The sequence below is a fragment of the Paraburkholderia sp. genome (assembly GCF_026225065.1).
Taxonomy (GTDB): Bacteria; Pseudomonadota; Gammaproteobacteria; order Burkholderiales; family Burkholderiaceae; genus Paraburkholderia.
The window spans coordinates 1-14,979 of the sequence record NZ_JAMFSB010000084.1 but is presented as its reverse complement, the minus strand read 5'-3'; the positions used below and the strand labels follow the sequence as shown (position 1 = coordinate 14,979).

General features: G+C 60.1%; 16 protein-coding genes. 14 read left to right on the top strand and 2 right to left on the bottom strand.

The window, feature by feature from the left end; genetic code table 11:
• Window positions 1-247: 247 nt before the first annotated feature.
• The 9 genes from M0954_RS06620 (at window position 248) to M0954_RS06580 (ending at window position 7,962) form a co-directional block, all read left to right on the top strand.
• Window positions 248-916, top strand: coding sequence for a haloacid dehalogenase type II (locus M0954_RS06620; protein WP_122157990.1), 669 nt, complete (start codon window positions 248-250; stop codon window positions 914-916).
• A 43-nt stretch (window positions 917-959) separates the two neighbouring features.
• Entirely contained in the window at window positions 960-2,237 is a 1,278-nt protein-coding gene (locus M0954_RS06615; RefSeq protein WP_122157991.1) for an FAD-binding oxidoreductase, read from the top strand.
• Window positions 2,238-2,318: 81 nt separating this feature from the next.
• Window positions 2,319-3,125, top strand: coding sequence for an ABC transporter substrate-binding protein (locus M0954_RS06610; protein ID WP_122157992.1), 807 nt, complete (start codon window positions 2,319-2,321; stop codon window positions 3,123-3,125).
• Between the two features lie 35 nt (window positions 3,126-3,160).
• A complete protein-coding gene (locus tag M0954_RS06605) occupies window positions 3,161-3,817 on the top strand; it encodes an amino acid ABC transporter permease (RefSeq protein WP_122157993.1) in 657 nt (218 codons plus the stop codon).
• A gap of 87 nt (window positions 3,818-3,904) precedes the next feature.
• Window positions 3,905-4,699, top strand: a complete 795-nt coding sequence (locus M0954_RS06600; RefSeq protein WP_122157994.1) for an amino acid ABC transporter ATP-binding protein — start codon at window positions 3,905-3,907, stop codon at window positions 4,697-4,699.
• Window positions 4,696-5,001, top strand: a complete 306-nt coding sequence (locus tag M0954_RS06595; RefSeq protein ID WP_122157995.1) for a (2Fe-2S)-binding protein — start codon at window positions 4,696-4,698, stop codon at window positions 4,999-5,001. Before M0954_RS06600 ends, M0954_RS06595 begins: the two co-directional genes overlap by 4 nt.
• Complete coding sequence (locus tag M0954_RS06590; RefSeq protein WP_297352255.1) at window positions 5,001-6,377, top strand: FAD/NAD(P)-binding oxidoreductase; 1,377 nt, start codon at window positions 5,001-5,003, stop codon at window positions 6,375-6,377. The genes M0954_RS06595 and M0954_RS06590 overlap by 1 nt, the downstream gene beginning before the upstream one ends.
• A complete protein-coding gene (locus M0954_RS06585; RefSeq protein ID WP_122157996.1) occupies window positions 6,374-7,528 on the top strand; it encodes an FAD-binding oxidoreductase in 1,155 nt (384 codons plus the stop codon). Before M0954_RS06590 ends, M0954_RS06585 begins: the two co-directional genes overlap by 4 nt.
• 11 nt (window positions 7,529-7,539) lie before the next feature.
• On the top strand, window positions 7,540-7,962 hold the full coding sequence (locus M0954_RS06580; protein WP_297352232.1) for a helix-turn-helix domain-containing protein: 423 nt from the start codon (window positions 7,540-7,542) through the stop codon (window positions 7,960-7,962).
• 82 nt (window positions 7,963-8,044) lie between these two features.
• Here the strand turns inward: M0954_RS06580 and M0954_RS06575 are convergent, their stop codons facing one another.
• Window positions 8,045-9,139, bottom strand: coding sequence for a tartrate dehydrogenase (locus tag M0954_RS06575; RefSeq protein ID WP_297352230.1), 1,095 nt, complete (start codon window positions 9,137-9,139; stop codon window positions 8,045-8,047).
• Between the two features lie 141 nt (window positions 9,140-9,280).
• Between M0954_RS06575 and M0954_RS06570 the strand changes: the two genes are divergently transcribed.
• Window positions 9,281-10,207 (top strand): LysR family transcriptional regulator, encoded by a 927-nt coding sequence (locus M0954_RS06570; protein ID WP_123387024.1) that lies wholly within the window; start codon window positions 9,281-9,283, stop codon window positions 10,205-10,207.
• On the opposite strand, the gene M0954_RS06565 is transcribed toward M0954_RS06570, so the two are convergent.
• Complete coding sequence (locus tag M0954_RS06565; RefSeq protein ID WP_297352228.1) at window positions 10,192-10,977, bottom strand: 2OG-Fe(II) oxygenase; 786 nt, start codon at window positions 10,975-10,977, stop codon at window positions 10,192-10,194. The genes M0954_RS06570 and M0954_RS06565 overlap by 16 nt on opposite strands.
• A 921-nt stretch (window positions 10,978-11,898) precedes the next feature.
• On the opposite strand from M0954_RS06565, the gene M0954_RS06560 reads away from it, so the two are divergent.
• From M0954_RS06560 to M0954_RS06545, 4 genes are all read left to right on the top strand, one after another.
• On the top strand, window positions 11,899-12,495 hold the full coding sequence (locus M0954_RS06560) for a response regulator transcription factor (RefSeq protein WP_123387027.1): 597 nt from the start codon (window positions 11,899-11,901) through the stop codon (window positions 12,493-12,495).
• A gap of 350 nt (window positions 12,496-12,845) precedes the next feature.
• Entirely contained in the window at window positions 12,846-13,190 is a 345-nt protein-coding gene (locus M0954_RS06555) for a hypothetical protein (protein WP_297352226.1), read from the top strand.
• The gene (locus M0954_RS06550; protein WP_297352224.1) at window positions 13,190-14,125 is read left to right on the top strand and encodes a hypothetical protein; all 936 of its coding nucleotides are present in this window, start codon (window positions 13,190-13,192) and stop codon (window positions 14,123-14,125) included. The genes M0954_RS06555 and M0954_RS06550 overlap by 1 nt, the downstream gene beginning before the upstream one ends.
• Before the next feature lie 311 nt (window positions 14,126-14,436).
• On the top strand, window positions 14,437-14,979 hold a 543-nt coding region (locus tag M0954_RS06545), incomplete at its 3' end, for a MaoC family dehydratase N-terminal domain-containing protein (RefSeq protein WP_297352222.1).

Below are 14,979 nucleotides of genomic sequence, written 5' to 3'. Positions count from 1 at the left end.
ATTAGCCTTGTTGAGAGCGCTCGCGTAAGGGCATACCCGGGTCGACGAAACGCATCGCCCGACCCCCTTCAGTGGATGCCGCATACTGTGCTGCGAGCACAGCGAAAAACGGCGGATTGTGTGTTCAGCGCCGTCCATAACACGACAACCCGTATTTTTTGGGGTGGTGTAATTCTCTTCAAGCAGCCGTCGCCGCGCATGCAGTGACTGCTTTACCGCTGACTATTGCCCACCACAGGACATAGACATGACCCGCTTCAGGCCCAAATACATCACCTTCGACTGCTACGGCACGCTGACCCGTTTCCGCATGGGCGACATGGCTCGCGAAATCTTTGCCGACCGTGTCAGCGCCGACCATATGGATCAGTTCGTACGGGATTTCTCGGCCTTTCGCCTTGATGAAGTGCTCGGTGCCTGGAAGCCGTATCAGGAAGTCGTGAAGAACGCCGTGCGCCGCACGCTCAAGCGCTGGAACCTCGCCTATGACGACGCTGAAGCTCAGCGCTTCTACGACGCCGTGCCCACCTGGGGTCCGCATCCGGACGTGCCGGAAGGTCTCGCCAAGGTCGCGAAGGAAATCCCGCTGGTGATTCTGTCGAACGCATCGAACGACCAGATCCAGAGCAATGTCGACAAGCTCGGTGCACCGTTCCATGCGGTGTACACGGCGCAAATGGCGCAGGCCTACAAGCCGCGTCTGCAAGCGTTCGAATATATGCTGGACAACCTCGGCTGCGGTCCGGAAGACATCCTGCATGTGTCGTCGAGCCTGCGCTACGACCTGATGTCGGCTAACGACCTCGGCATCAAGAACAAGGTGTACGTCGCGCGCGGTCATGAACCGTCGACGCCGTTTTACAACTACACCGAGATCAAGGACATCGGCGGTCTGGCCGGCGTCGTCGGTCTTTAAGCCTTGTTTGACGTACTGACGCGCTCAAGCGCGAAGGAACCCGATGAAGCTTGATTCGTACTGGCTCGACACTGCTCCGCCGTTTCTCCACGGGCAGCAAGGCCCGCTCGAAGGCGGCTCCGATGTGGTGGTGATCGGCGGCGGCTTCACTGGCCTGTCTGCGGCACTCGAGTTGGCGAAGCGCGGCATTCCGGTGACGGTGCTGGAAGCCGGGCGCATAGCCGGTGAAGCGTCGGGCCGCAACGGCGGCCAGTGCAACACGGGTCTTGCGCACGATTATGCGGCGCTGGCCGAGCGTATCGGTGCGAACAATGCGCGCGATTTCTATCGTGCGTATGAGAGTGCGGTTGCGACGGTGGCGTCGGTCGTCAGCGAAGAGAAGATCGATTGCGATTTTTTCCGCGGCGGCAAGATCAAGCTCGCGGCCAAACCCCAACACTTCGACAAGCTTGCTAAAAGCTACGAATCGCTGTTGCGCAATGTCGATTCGGACGTCGAATTGATTCCGCCGGAACGGATTCGCGAGGAAGTCGGCTCCGACGGCTTTTACGGTGGCCTCGTGCAGCGCAACGGTGCGCAGATGCATATGGGGAAGTTTGGTGTCGGCCTTGCGAATGCCGCTGTCAAACACGGCGCGCGCATTTTTGAGCACACACCGGTGACGGGCCTCAAGCGCCTTGAAGGCGAGCGTTACGAAGTGGTCACCGAATTTGGCAAGATCCGCGCCGGGCGCGTACTGGTTGCTACAGGCGCTTCGCAGATCGGCCCGTTGCAGTGGTTCCGGCGCCGCATTGCGCCGGTGGGTAGCTTTATCGTCGTCACCGAGCCGTTGACGACCGCGCAACTCGACGAGATCGTGCCGAAGCGGCGTGCTTATGTGACCACGCGCAACATTGGCAACTACTTTCGGGCGACGGCGGACAACCGCTTGCTGTTCGGCGGCCGCGCCCGCTTTGCCATGTCGAATCCGCGTTCCGACGAAAAGAGTGGCCAGATCCTGCGTGCAGGTCTCGCCAACTACTTTCCGAAACTGGCCGACGTGGGCCTCGATTATTGCTGGGGCGGTCTCGTCGACATGACGGCGGACCGGCTACCGCGTGCAGGCCAGCATGAGGGACTGTTTTATTCAATGGGCTATAGCGGCCATGGTGTGCAGATGTCGGTGCACATGGGGCGTTTAATGGCCGACGTGATGTTCGGCGCCGCCGCGAGCAACCCGTGGCGCACGCTCGAATGGCCCGCCATTCCCGGCCACTTTGGCCATGCATGGTTCCTGCCGCTGGTGGGCGCGTATTACCGTTTGCAGGACATTCTGCATTGAACCGATGCAGGGCAGTACCGTTGTTTGCCGTAGCAGTGCCTCGCGCCGCTGCGGTTTTCACCAACCATTCCGAGGATGACCATGTTGCGTTTCACCCGTGAGCTTCGCCCCGCAGCACGCCTGCAAGCCGTTCAACGCTTCGCTCTGCAGGCTGGCGTAGCCCTTTCCATGATGCTCGGCGCAACCCTGAGCCATGCCGATACGCCGACGCTGACCGCGGGTTCGCCGCCGTCGAGCGCACCGACCACCTTCATGGATGTGAAGACGCAGAAGATCGAAGGCCTGATGCCCGATGTGGTGGATGCAATCGGCAAGCGCGAAGGCTTCAACGTCTCGTTCGATGCGGTGCCGTTCTCGGCGCTGATCCAGTCGGCCGTGTCGGGCAAGATCGACATCATCGTGGCAGGCATGACGCCGACGCCGAAGCGCGCTGAAGTGGTTGACTTCTCGCAGCCGGTTACGGCATTCGGCGAAGGCATCATCGTCAAGGATTCAAACAAGACGGATTACAAGTCGGTCCAGGATCTGAAGGGCACCGTGGTGGGCGCGCCCACTGGCACCGATTACGGCGATCAACTGGTTAAGCTCGGCATCTTCAAGGAAGTGAAGATGTACGACAGCCCCGCCGACATGACGCGCGACGTGGTGTTGGGCCGCATTACCGCCGGCTTTAGCGACTATCCGATTCTCAAGGCGCAGGAAGCGTCGGGTGGCCTGCGTGGCGCCCGCGTGGTGAACGACTACGTGCCGATGGAGAAATTCGACATCGCCATCGCCGTGAAGAAGGGCAATGGTGCACTGCTTGCCAAGATCAACGATGCGCTGACCAAGATGAAGGCCGATGGCTCGCTCAACGCGATCCTGAAGAAGTGGAATCTCGCGAGCTGAACGCGAACCCACCCCGATTCTGAAGAGCACACCGTATGCATTGGCGCGATATAACCGATTTTGTCCCGATTCTGTTCACGGGCGCCCTGATGAGCATCCTCATCACGCTGGGCTGCCTGGTATTGAGCACCGTGCTCGGACTCGTCTGGGCGTTGTTGAAAATGTCGCGCCATCGTGGCGTCGTCACGGTGGTCAGCGCGATGATCAACGTGGTGCGCGGTTTGCCGATGATCGTGCTGCTGTTTTACATCTACTTCGTGCTGCCCGACGTTGGCATTCAGATGACGGCGCTCGAAGCGAGCATCATCGGTCTTGGCTTCGGATATTCGACCTATGTCGCGGAAATCATCCGCTCGGGCATCGAAGCCGTCGACCCTGGCCAGTTCGAAGCGGCCCAGTCGATTGGCATGGGCCGCGTGAAGACGATGTATCGCGTTATCTTGCCGCAGGCCGTGCGCGTCGCGCTGCCGCCGTATGCGAATACGCTGGTCATGATGTTGAAGGACTCGTCGCTTGCTTCGACGATTACCGTTGCCGAGATGACGCGTGAAGGCCAGTTGATCGCGGCGTCGACGTTCCAGAACGTGACGGTTTATACGCTGGTGGCGCTCGGTTACCTGGCGATGAGTCTGCCGCTGATGAGCCTGACGCGTCATCTGGAAAAGCGGTTCGGCAAGCACAAGGCGAAATAACCGCTACACGAAGGCGACATGAAGGCTGTACGAACGCTAAACGAGGCCTCTCGCGAGGTCGCAAGCCGGGCCTCAAGCGAGGATGCCATGATCGAGATCGTTGATGTGCACAAGAGCTTTGGCGCCGTTCCGGTGCTGAAGGGCATTTCGTTGAATATCAAGCAGGGCGAAGTAGTGTGCCTGATTGGCGCATCGGGCTCTGGAAAATCGACCCTGCTGCGCTGTATCAACGCGCTCGAATCCTACGATACCGGCGACATCAAGCTGATGGATCAGCGCGTCGAGCAACGCTCGCGCCATATCAACCGCCTGCGCACACAGGTGGGCATGGTGTTTCAGCGCTTCAATCTGTTTCCGCATCGCACGGCGCTCGAAAACGTGATGGAAGGCCCCGTGCATGTGAAGGGCGAGCCGAAGCAGCAGGCGCATCGCGAGGCGATCGAATTGCTCGCCAAAGTGGGGCTCGGCGAAAAGCTGCATGCTTATCCGCATCAACTCTCGGGCGGACAGCAGCAACGCGTGGCGATTGCGCGCTCTCTGGCCATGAAGCCAAAAGCAATTCTGTTCGACGAACCGACCTCCGCGCTCGACCCGGAACTGGTCGGCGAAGTACTCGCAGTGATGCGCACGTTGGCGCGCGAGGGCATGACGATGCTGGTGGTCACGCATGAAATGGGCTTTGCCCGTGAAGTGGCCGACCGCGTTTGCTTCCTGCACGGCGGTCTGATCATCGAAGAAGGCAGCGCGCAGCAGGTGTTGTGCTCGCCACGCGAGGCGCGCACGCGCGAATTCCTGCGCCACGTGCTCACGAACCGGATGGAGCCGACGGACGATAGCGCGGCCGCCAATAACGATGGCCGCGCGCATGGAGCAACAGCATGAACGGACGATTCATCCGGCTCGGTGAGACCGGACGCAAGGGCGTGAAGATTCGCGTGGACGGCAACGAGGTGGAGGCGCTAGCAGGCGATACGCTGCTAGTAGCGATGCTCTGCTCTGTGGATCATGTGCGTCAGTCGGAATTCGGCAATGAGGTGCGCGCGGGCTTCTGCCTGATGGGCGCCTGCCAGGACTGCTGGGTCTGGACCGCGGATGGTGAGCGGCTGCGTGCCTGCACGACCGTCGTCAGCGAAGGGCTGCAGATCCTGACGACTCAAGCGGAGGAGCAATGGGCGAACCTGTGATGGGCCAACCTCGCGTGATCATCGTCGGTGCCGGGCCAGCCGGCGTGCGCTGTGCGCAGACGCTGCTGGCCGCAGGCATCCGCCCGATCGTGGTTGATGAAGGACGCCGCGATGGCGGGCAGATTTATCGCCGGCAACCGGAGAATTTTTCTCGCCCCTACGCGAAGCTGTATGGGACCGAAGCGGCCCGTGCTGAGGATCTGCACGGTACGTTCCAACGTTTGCAGCCGCAGATCGATTACCGGCCGGAAACGCTTGCGTGGAATGTTGCGGAACGCAAGCTGCATGTCGTGCGCGATGGGCATGCAAGCGCATTGCCGTATGACGCGTTGATCCTGTGCCCCGGCGCTACCGATCGTCTGATGCCGGTAAAAGGCTGGCAATTCGCGGGCACTTATAGCCTCGGTGCGTCGCAGATTGCGTTGAAGTCGCAAGCGGTTTCGATTGGCCGCAAGGTGGTTTTCATGGGTTCGGGACCGCTGCTGTATCTGGTCGCGAGTCAGTACGTGCAAGCCGGCGCGCAAGTGGCGGCGGTGCTGGATACGTCGAAGCTCGGGCAACGTCTGCGTGCACTTCCAAAATTGTTGGCCCGTCCCGATGTGCTGAAGAAGGGCGCTGCGCTCGTTTCGTCACTAAAGCGGGCGGGCGTTGTTGTAGAAAACGGCATCGAGCCGTTGGAAATCGTGGGCTCGGACGCCGCCGGCGTGCAAGGCGTGAGCTATCGGACCGCAAAAGGACGGGTACAGCAGATCGCCTGCGATGCGGTGGCGCTCGGCTATCACCTGCGTCCTGAAACGCAACTCGCGGATCTCGCGCGCTGCGTGTTCCGCTTCGACGAGAGATCGCGCCAGTGGTTGCCGCAGATCGACGAACTGGGCCGCAGTTCGGAAGCGGGCGTATATCTCGCAGGTGACGGCGTGCGTGTGCTCGGTGCAGACGGTGCGGAACTGGCGGGTCGTCTTGCCGCCTATGCGGCATTGCAGGACCTCGGCCACGATATCGAAGCCGCTACGTTGGACGAACTGAAACGCCAGCAACAGAAGATGGATCGTTTCCGTCAAGGCCTCGTAGAAGCGTTCCCGTGGCCCGCTGCGCAAGCCGCGCGCCTCTCGGACGATACGGCGGTGTGCCGCTGCGAAGGCATCACGGTTGGCGAACTACGCCGCGTGATTCGGGAAGAAGGCGCTTGCGAAGCGAATCGCGCTAAAGCCTTTAGCCGGGTCGGCATGGGACGCTGCCAGGGCCGCTATTGCGGCCACGCAGCAGCGGAAATCATCGCGGATGCGGCCGCTGTGCCGGTCGAACTGGTCGGCCGCTTGCGCGGGCAAGCACCCGTCAAGCCGCTTTCGATCGCTACCGTTGAGGAGGTCGAATGAGTCGCTCGCAAGCAGATGTGATCATTGTCGGCGGTGGCTTCATGGGCGCGGCCACCGCATTTTTCCTGCGCCAGCGTGGCCGTTCGGTGATTCTGCTCGAGCGTGGTCTCGTCGGACAGCAGGCAAGCGGTGTCAACTTCGGCAATGTGCGGCGCCAGGGGCGTTTCTTGCCGCAGTTGCCGCTCGCGAATCGCGCGCGCGAGATATGGGGCAAGCTGCCGGAACTGATCCAGCACGACGCGGAGTTTCTGATGTCGGGCCACATTCGCATCGCCTATCGTGACGAACAGGCCGACCAGTTCGAGATCTATGCCAAAGAGGCCAGCCAGTATGGTCTGAAGCTCGACCTCTTTCGCGGTGCTGAAATGAAGGCACGCTTTCCGTTCCTCGGCCCCGAAGTGTTATCTGCGTCGTATTCGGAGAAAGACGGTCATGCGAATCCGCGACTCGCGGCGCCGGCATTTGGCCGTGCCGCTGCACGTCTGGGCGCGCAGATCATCGAGAACACTGAGATCGTAACCGTCGAAAAGGAAGGCGCAGAATTTCGTGCTACCAGTACCGATGGTCGCACGTTTCATGCGCCCGTGTTATTGGTGACTGCAGGGGCATGGGGCAGTCTGTTGAGCGAACAGTTCGGCGAGCCGGTGCCGATCGCCGTGCATGGCCCACAAATGGCCGTGACCGAACCGACTACGTATGGAATCCGCCCGGTAGTGGGCGTGTCGTCGCCGAATATCGAGGAAGTGCTGTATTTCCGACAGGTTAAGCGCGGCAACATCGTGATTGGAGGTTGTGCGCGTGGGCCGGCTTATCCCGACGTGCGGCGCGCTTATGTGCTGCCGCAGAACACCATGCTGCAGTTTCGCCAGATGCATCGCCTTGCGCCGGCGCTGGCGAAGCTCAATATCATCCGCGTGTGGAGCGGTATTGAAGGCTATATGCCCGATGACCGCCCGGTCATGGGGGCGAGCGGCAATGTCAATGGCCTCTACTACGCCTTCGGTTTTTGCGGACATGGTTTTCAGCTCGGACCGGGTGTTGGTGACGCGATGGCCGAATTGATCGACACCGGCGTGACCAGCACGCCGCTGGAACCGTTCGATATTCGCCGTTTTGCCTCCGTGGCTACGCAAGCACAGCAGGCCGCATAGGAATCGAGATCATGCTGACCGATCACGCTGGCATGTTTGCGGACGATGCGGCTAACAAGACGCCGGCCGCGTCGCTTCGTCTTGATCTGGCTACGACGCTCGCACAACCGCGTCGCGCGACGCGGTCTATAGAGCGGGCGATTGAGTTCATCGAAACATCGTTCTCGCAGCCCGTAACCCTCGCAACACTCGCCGCCAAGGCGGAGTTGAGCGTGTCGCGCTTTGCCGCGTTATTTCGCGCGGAGATGGGGATCTCGCCGCATCGCTATGTGTGCCAGGTCAGAATCCGGCACGCGCAGCGTCTGTTGCGCGGGGGATTGCCGCCGTCGATCGTGGCGACGGAGGTGGGCTTTTTCGATCAGAGCCATTTTGGGCGGCATTTCAAGCGTGCGGTGGGCACGACGCCTAGCGCGTATCTGGCGTCGCGCGGTTAGGGTGCCTTTAGCGCGCAGCTAGCGAGTACCTGGCGAGTAGCTAGCACGAGGCCGCACGCGGCGGCCCCCGCCACACGCTCAATCAAGCGCAGTTGCCAACCCGCTCTGCAATCGCTGCACCAATCTCACCCGTCGACGCTTCACCGCCCATATCGCGCGTGCGTGGCCCTTGTTTCAGCACGTCCGAAATCGCCGCCACAATGGCTTCATGTGCATCGTGCTCAGCGCCTGCACCCTCGCCGAGAAAATCGAGCATCATCGCTGCCGACCAGATCATCGCGACCGGATTGGCGATTTGCTTGCCTGCGATATCCGGCGCCGAGCCGTGCACCGGTTCGAATAGCGAAGGAAAGCGCCGATCCGGATTCAGGTTCGCGGACGGCGCGATGCCGATCGTGCCCGTGCAGGCCGGACCGAGATCCGAGAGAATATCGCCGAACAGATTGGACGCAACCACCACATCGAAGCGTTGCGGCTGCAGCACGAAACGCGCGCACAGGATGTCGATATGCTGCTTGTCCCACGTGATGTCGGGGTAAGTAGCCGCGATTTCAGCTGCGCGCTCGTCCCACCACGGCATACTGATGGAAATGCCGTTGCTCTTGGTCGCTACCGTCACATGACGCCGGGCGCGGCGTTGCGCGAGATCGAAGGCGAACTTCAACACGCGGTTGGTGCCGTGGCGCGTGAAGATGGACTGCTGCATCACCACTTCGCGCTCGGTGCCTTCGAACATCTTGCCGCCCACCGACGAATACTCGCCCTCGGTGTTCTCGCGCACGACGAAGAAGTCGATGTCTTTCGAGTTGTGTTCAGCGAGCGGCGAGCGCACGCCTTCGAAAGTGCGCGCCGGACGCAGGTTGACGTACTGGTCGAACTCGCGGCGGAACTTGAGGAGCGAGCCCCACAGCGAGATATGATCGGGCACGGTGTCGGGCCAGCCGACCGCACCGAACAGGATGGCATCGCAGTCGGCGAGCTGGGCTTTCCAGTCGTCCGGCATCATCTGGCCGGTTTTCGCGTAGTAGTCGCAACTGGCCCAGTCGATCTGCTTGTACGAGAGTTCGATGCCGAAGCGGCGGCTGACTGAGTCGAGGACGCGGAGGGCTTCCGGCATCACTTCCTTGCCGATGCCGTCGCCGGGGATCACGGCGATACGATGTTGTTTGCGGGTCATGTCGAACGTCCGGATGAATGGCGTTGGGCCGTTGATGGAGGACAATGCACGGCGCGACGGCGGGCCGTGCGAGTGAATCCATTCTATGGGTCCGGACGAGGCGAAACAGCCCTTTGCAGGTTAATCCACTTTCCACGAATCGTGAATAAAACGCCCAATCTTGCCGACCTTCGTGTGTTCTGTGCTGTGGCGCGACACGCCAGTTTCAGTGCCACTGCTGAGTTGCTGGGCGTGTCGCCCGCATTCGTCAGCAAGCGTGTCGCCATGCTCGAAGCAGATCTCGGCACGCGCTTGCTGCACCGCTCCACGCGACGCGTGACGATTACCGAGGCGGGTGCGCAGGTGTTCACGTGGGCCGAAAAGATTCTCGATGACGTTGAGCACCTGGTCGAAGATGTTTCCACGGCGCAGCGGGTCCCGAGCGGCACGCTGCACATTTCCAGTAGTTTCGGTTTTGGCCGGCATGTGGTTGCGCCCGCGGTGGCGCGCTTGTCGGCTGCGTATCCGCAGCTGAACGTACGCCTTGACCTGCTCGACCGGATCGTCGATGTCGCTGCGGAGGGTTTCGATCTGGACGTGCGCATCGGCGACGAGATTGCACCGCATCTGATTGCGCGCAAGCTGGCGGCGAATCATCGGGTGCTGTGTGCGTCGCCCGAGTATCTGGAACGTCATGGCAAGCCGCGCGAGCTGGCCGACCTCGTAGCGCATCGCTGTCTGGTCATCAAGGAGCGCGATCACCCGTTCGGCGTGTGGCGGCTCACCGTCAAGGGCAAGGAGACGCAGTTGAAGGTGACCGGACCGCTCTCGACCAATCACGGCGAGATTGCGGTGCAATGGGCGGTGGCGGGGTACGGCATCGTCCTGCGCTCGATCTGGGACGTCGCGCCGTTGCTGACAAACGGCACGCTTGTGCAGGTATTGCCGCAGGCGTCACAGGACGCCAACGTATGGGCGGTTTATCCCGAACGCCGTGCAAGTTCCGCAAAAGTGCGGGCATGCGTGGACTTTCTGGTGAAAGAGTTCAAGGGGTGGAAAGGCGGCGCGGCGCTTCACAGTGCGTCGTGAAAGATCACCCCGAGCGTGTGGCGATGCCCTGAAAGCAGCCGGCTCACGCCATGCCGCATATTGACCCGATAACTGCCGCGTGTGCCCTGCACAGGGCGATGGTGTACGGCGAACACAACAGCATCGCCTTTGCGCAGCGGCATCACTTCAACGCGTGACTGCATGCGCGGCCGCTGCTCGGTCAGCACAAACTCGCCGCCGGTGAAGTCTTGCCCCGGCTCGGAGAGCAGGATGGCAAGCTGCAGCGGAAACACGTGCTCGCCGTACAGATCCTGATGGAGGCAGTTGTAGTCGTCCTTCGCGTACTGAAGGATCAGCGGCGTTGGCCGTGTCTGGCCGGCGTCGTGGCAACGCCGGATGAATTCGGCGTGCTGCGTGGGATAGCGCACGTCGATGTGCATGAGCGTGTTCCATCGGTTCGCCACCGGCACCAGATGCGGATACACCGAGCGACGCAGCGTGCCAATCAGGTCAGGCAGCGGATACCCGAAGTACTTGTACTCGCCGCGACCGAAACCGTGACGCGCCATGACAACGCGGCTTCGATATAGCTCGTCGCGTGAATAGAGGCCACCTAGAGCATTGCATTCCTGCGGGGACAAAAGGCCTTGAATCATCGCGCTGCCATGCTGGTCGAGATTCTGCCCGACGTCCTTCCAATCCACCGTGTCGACACGGCGCGTCACCTCTGCGGCCGGCCCAGCAGGCAAAGCAATGGTTGTATCCGTGACGTTCGCGTTTTGGGGAGCGCGCTTCAGGACGGTATTCATCTGAGGCTCCGGATTCTGCTTCAATAGACTCAGTGTACGAAAGCAGGCTTCGCCGGACACCCCGGGTCTTGCTCTTCAATTCCCCGGACCTCCTCTTGCCTGCGCTAATTTGCCACTTCCAGCGCGGATTCAGATGTATCTGATCGGGCTGTAGTCCTGCACGTGCGATTGTGAACACTTGATTAGTCAAGTGAGATAGACATGAAGACATTCGCTGTTGCGGCCGTGGTTACCGCGTGCCTGGCTGGACTGAGCGGCTGCGTGACGCCAACGCATTCCTATGATCAGATACATTCGCGTCATTGGACGCACGAGGGCTTCGACCAACGGTTCCCTACCGGCACATCAGAGATGCAGGTGTTTGAAAAGCTTGGAAGTCCGTTCGCCGAGAGCGTTGCTGGTGACCGGACCCGATGGGACTACGTTGGTGGCGCATCCGGTCAGCTTCATGTAGCGCTCCTATTCAGGAACGGGCTACTCACCGAGAAACGTTTCGTAAATTTCTGACCAGCGCATTGCCGAATTCGCCGATTCGGCTGCGTTGATCGCCAGCCCCGGATCTCGTTATCACTGTCAACACCTCGATCGTTTGAATAGCGTCTGGTATCCGGCGGCGCGCTTATTCAGGTAGAAAACGCTGGGTGAATGGGACGATGTTGTTAGTAGTCTCAGGCAAAAGATCTGACAGAATTTCAGCGTAGTCTGATGTGCGGCCCGTGTGGGATCAGTAAAAATATAATTCTGAGATCCCGCTAATATCATTATAAATGATCGCCAAAAAAACTTCGTTTTTGAGAAATGTTGTTTCTCATATGGTTTTGTGAGTTTGTTTGAAAGCGGCGCGTCCAGACAGCATTCGTGAGCTTCCGGAATACCGATGTCTGTGGTTGACCCGATGCTGCGCCATTTAGAGAGTTGTAAATGAAAAAGATCGTTATTGTCGACGACCATCCGATGGTTCGCGAGGCGGTTTCCCAGTTTCTGGATGCAGACCCGGAATTTAAAGTCGTCGGACATGCAGGGGACGGTATTGAGGGGTTAAAGATGATTCTTTTTGAAGATCCCGATCTCGTGGTGCTCGATCTTGAATTGCCAGGAATTGATGGCCTATCGATCATTCGACGCATCCGCGAACGCAATGAGAGGATCCGTATCCTCATTCTCTCCGCCAAGTCGCCGCGGGTCTTAGCGGGGCACGCCCGGGTCGCGGGCGCCAATGGTTATTTCGAAAAAGGTCGGAACATCGAAGAACTTCTGACTGTAGTCAAGCTGGTTTTGTTCGGCTATGACTGTTTCCCGACAGATGTCGCCCATCGGGGCAAGGAGGGAGGGCTGAGCCTGCTGTCGTCCCGTGAACTTGAGGTGCTGCAATATCTGGTGCGCGGTGAGAACAATAAAGCGATCGCCGAGAAGTTGAGTCTTAGTGACAAGACGGTCAGCACATACAAAATCCGTATCCAGGCAAAGCTTGGTGTGTCGTCAGCGGCTGGATTGGTCGAATTCGCGGCGAAATCATAAGTTGGTCAGTTAATTTCATTGAGATAAACGTGTTTAACCTAATTCCCTCGTCCGCTTCGAGCAAGCGGAAAGTGACATCTGAACTGCAATGTCCTTCTCGGACGGACTCGGTCCGCTACGGGGGCATACTAGGTGGCATTGGTGCATGGGTATTACTTTATGTGTTGTCAACGTCCGCTCACACTTTCTCTCCGGTGATCGCGGGTACTCCGTCTTCGCCACAGCAAGGTGGGCATCGGCACACTCTGGCGCCTACGATCGAATCGACGATACGCACTTTGGTTCAAGCGGCGGACCGGGCTGTCGGCGCGTCGCCTGTCGACGCACGGTCGATCACTCTCGAGGATGGCGTGACCGATCTACGTGAACTGGCGGACAGTGTGGTCGCGATGTCGTCTCCAGACGCTGCCAGCGGCGGCAATCTTATCGACGTACGCGTTGCGCCACCCATCGTCGCACGCATATTGGCAGGCGAATTGAGGGATGGGCAGTTGGTATTTCAAATGCTGGAGAATGCCATCGGGGTTGTGCACCGCGTACCTGTCACGGCCCAGGTGGACAGATCGGTCGAGCGGCACGTCCCGGCGCGACCGTTGCCAACCAGCTTGAAAATAATTGACGCCTCGGTGACGCGCGCCGAATTGCTGACAATGTCGATTGAAAAGGCGGCTGGGCCGCACTGGAATGATACGTGATGAACCGACCCCTAGCTTTGATTGACGGCGATCTGGCGCTCCCAACGTTCCGTCCATTCGACAATGTCCCTCCTCCATTCGGCGCGTACGGTCGCGCGGTGAAGGCCGCGGTAAAGAAAACCGTGCGTCAAATCGCTAACGCCGAACCGAATCGACGATTTCTCACTGGAACGAAGCACATTTTCTGGTACCAAACTTCCCCACCGCGGGAGCATAACGAACATTTCGACGCGATATTGGCAGAGGCAAAACGGTATCTGTCCACGGACACTGTGCGCTATAGCTCATCACGTTTGGACTACGTCCTCGGAGCGGCAATCTTCGCGTGGTGCAGCATCGGTTTTTGTTGGTTACTGGCGACGTGTTCGACGCCGAACACCGAAAAGACGAAGTCTGGGGTCGCGAAAACCATAGCGTCTGCGAGTCCACACGTCACCCGTGGTTCAGTGTCGAGGATTGCCCCGACGAAGACATCGCCGAGCACGCCGGAGAAGCTCGGCACTACGGTAGTCCCGCCCTTGGATCGTATCGCTAACAAGCCCTCGCAGTCTGCGGATTCGCCGCGTGCCGACCAGCCGACGATGACGCAGTCCGTTGCTCACGAACATGCCGCGCTGTCACCGCAAAAGTTCAGAACACGTGTCCACGTTCCGCGGATGACCGAAGCCAACGTGAGGGCGCGTGTGGCGTTGAACCGGCGGGCTCGTCCGGCAACGCATCCTTCAATCTCGGCACAACCTGAGTGGACGGTTCAACCGTCGCGTACCGGCGATGCTAGCCGGCAGACCGAATGGCTTGACTGGGCCGCACGCGGCCATCGCGCACCGGTCCAGGTGAATTCTGCGCCGTTTGACCAACATTGGAATGACCACATGACGCAGCGTCGGATTACCGACGATCCAGCCGCCTTTCATGTCGTTCCCGGCAGAAATTAAAGAGCGGACCAGCATCGCCAAATAACGCGCGGTGTTTGCATCGAGCGAGTCCGCGAAATCGGCCGCGTTCCGCGACTCGAGCCCCGTTGCAATCGCGGTACATGCGGGCAATCCGCTCAACCTGAGCGGATTGCCGGACACTCCGGGTCTTACTCTCCAATTCGCCGGAACTCCTCGTGCTAGCGGGAGTCATGGATCTGAAAGGCGGGGCCTTAAGCAAAACCAAAGGCGCGCTTCAGAAATGCGAACTTCGCGAAACCTCTCGTCAGGTTCATAGTAAGACTCTATTTGATTTAACCGGAGTGCCGCCCATGTTCGCTTCTCCCCAGAGTGTCGATGCCTGGCTCGACAAGCAGGAGGTCGTCAAGGACACCATCACCGCCTTTCCGCTGGCGGCGTTGGCGGCAACGCTGGACCGGACTGAGACGGGCGATGTGGTGCCGCCGATGTGGCACTGGCTGTATTTTTTGCCGGTGTCGCCGCTGGCGGAGGCGGGTCCGGACGGTCATCCGAAGCGCGGCGGTTTTCTGCCACCCGTGCCGTTGCCGCGGCGGATGTGGGCCGGTGGGCGTCTCACGTTCCATGAGCCGCTCAAAGTGGGCGAGCGTGCCGTGCGCACCTCGACCATCGCCAATATCGAGGACAAGACGGGTCGCTCAGGCCGTCTCGTGTTCGTGACCGTGCAGCACACCGTTGAGGTTGGCGGAGAGCTGAAGATCGAGGAAGAGCACGACATCGTTTATCGCGACGTGCCGCAAGCCGACGCGCACCCGCCAAAAGCGGCGCTCGCACCGGAAGGCGAAACGTGGCGGCGCACGATTCAAGCCGACCCGGTGCTGTTGTTCCGCTATTCG

Coding starts and splice junctions, on each gene's coding strand:
- M0954_RS06615 (WP_122157991.1), top strand. CDS start 960: ATGAAGCTTGATTCGTACTGGCTCGACACTGCTCCGCCGTTTCTCCAC.
- M0954_RS06595 (WP_122157995.1), top strand. CDS start 4,696: ATGAACGGACGATTCATCCGGCTCGGTGAGACCGGACGCAAGGGCGTG.
- M0954_RS06605 (WP_122157993.1), top strand. CDS start 3,161: ATGCATTGGCGCGATATAACCGATTTTGTCCCGATTCTGTTCACGGGC.
- M0954_RS06575 (WP_297352230.1), bottom strand. CDS start 9,139: ATGACCCGCAAACAACATCGTATCGCCGTGATCCCCGGCGACGGCATC.
- M0954_RS06585 (WP_122157996.1), top strand. CDS start 6,374: ATGAGTCGCTCGCAAGCAGATGTGATCATTGTCGGCGGTGGCTTCATG.
- M0954_RS06620 (WP_122157990.1), top strand. CDS start 248: ATGACCCGCTTCAGGCCCAAATACATCACCTTCGACTGCTACGGCACG.
- M0954_RS06610 (WP_122157992.1), top strand. CDS start 2,319: ATGTTGCGTTTCACCCGTGAGCTTCGCCCCGCAGCACGCCTGCAAGCC.
- M0954_RS06565 (WP_297352228.1), bottom strand. CDS start 10,977: ATGAATACCGTCCTGAAGCGCGCTCCCCAAAACGCGAACGTCACGGAT.
- M0954_RS06560 (WP_123387027.1), top strand. CDS start 11,899: ATGAAAAAGATCGTTATTGTCGACGACCATCCGATGGTTCGCGAGGCG.
- M0954_RS06590 (WP_297352255.1), top strand. CDS start 5,001: ATGGGCCAACCTCGCGTGATCATCGTCGGTGCCGGGCCAGCCGGCGTG.
- M0954_RS06600 (WP_122157994.1), top strand. CDS start 3,905: ATGATCGAGATCGTTGATGTGCACAAGAGCTTTGGCGCCGTTCCGGTG.
- M0954_RS06580 (WP_297352232.1), top strand. CDS start 7,540: ATGCTGACCGATCACGCTGGCATGTTTGCGGACGATGCGGCTAACAAG.
- M0954_RS06550 (WP_297352224.1), top strand. CDS start 13,190: ATGAACCGACCCCTAGCTTTGATTGACGGCGATCTGGCGCTCCCAACG.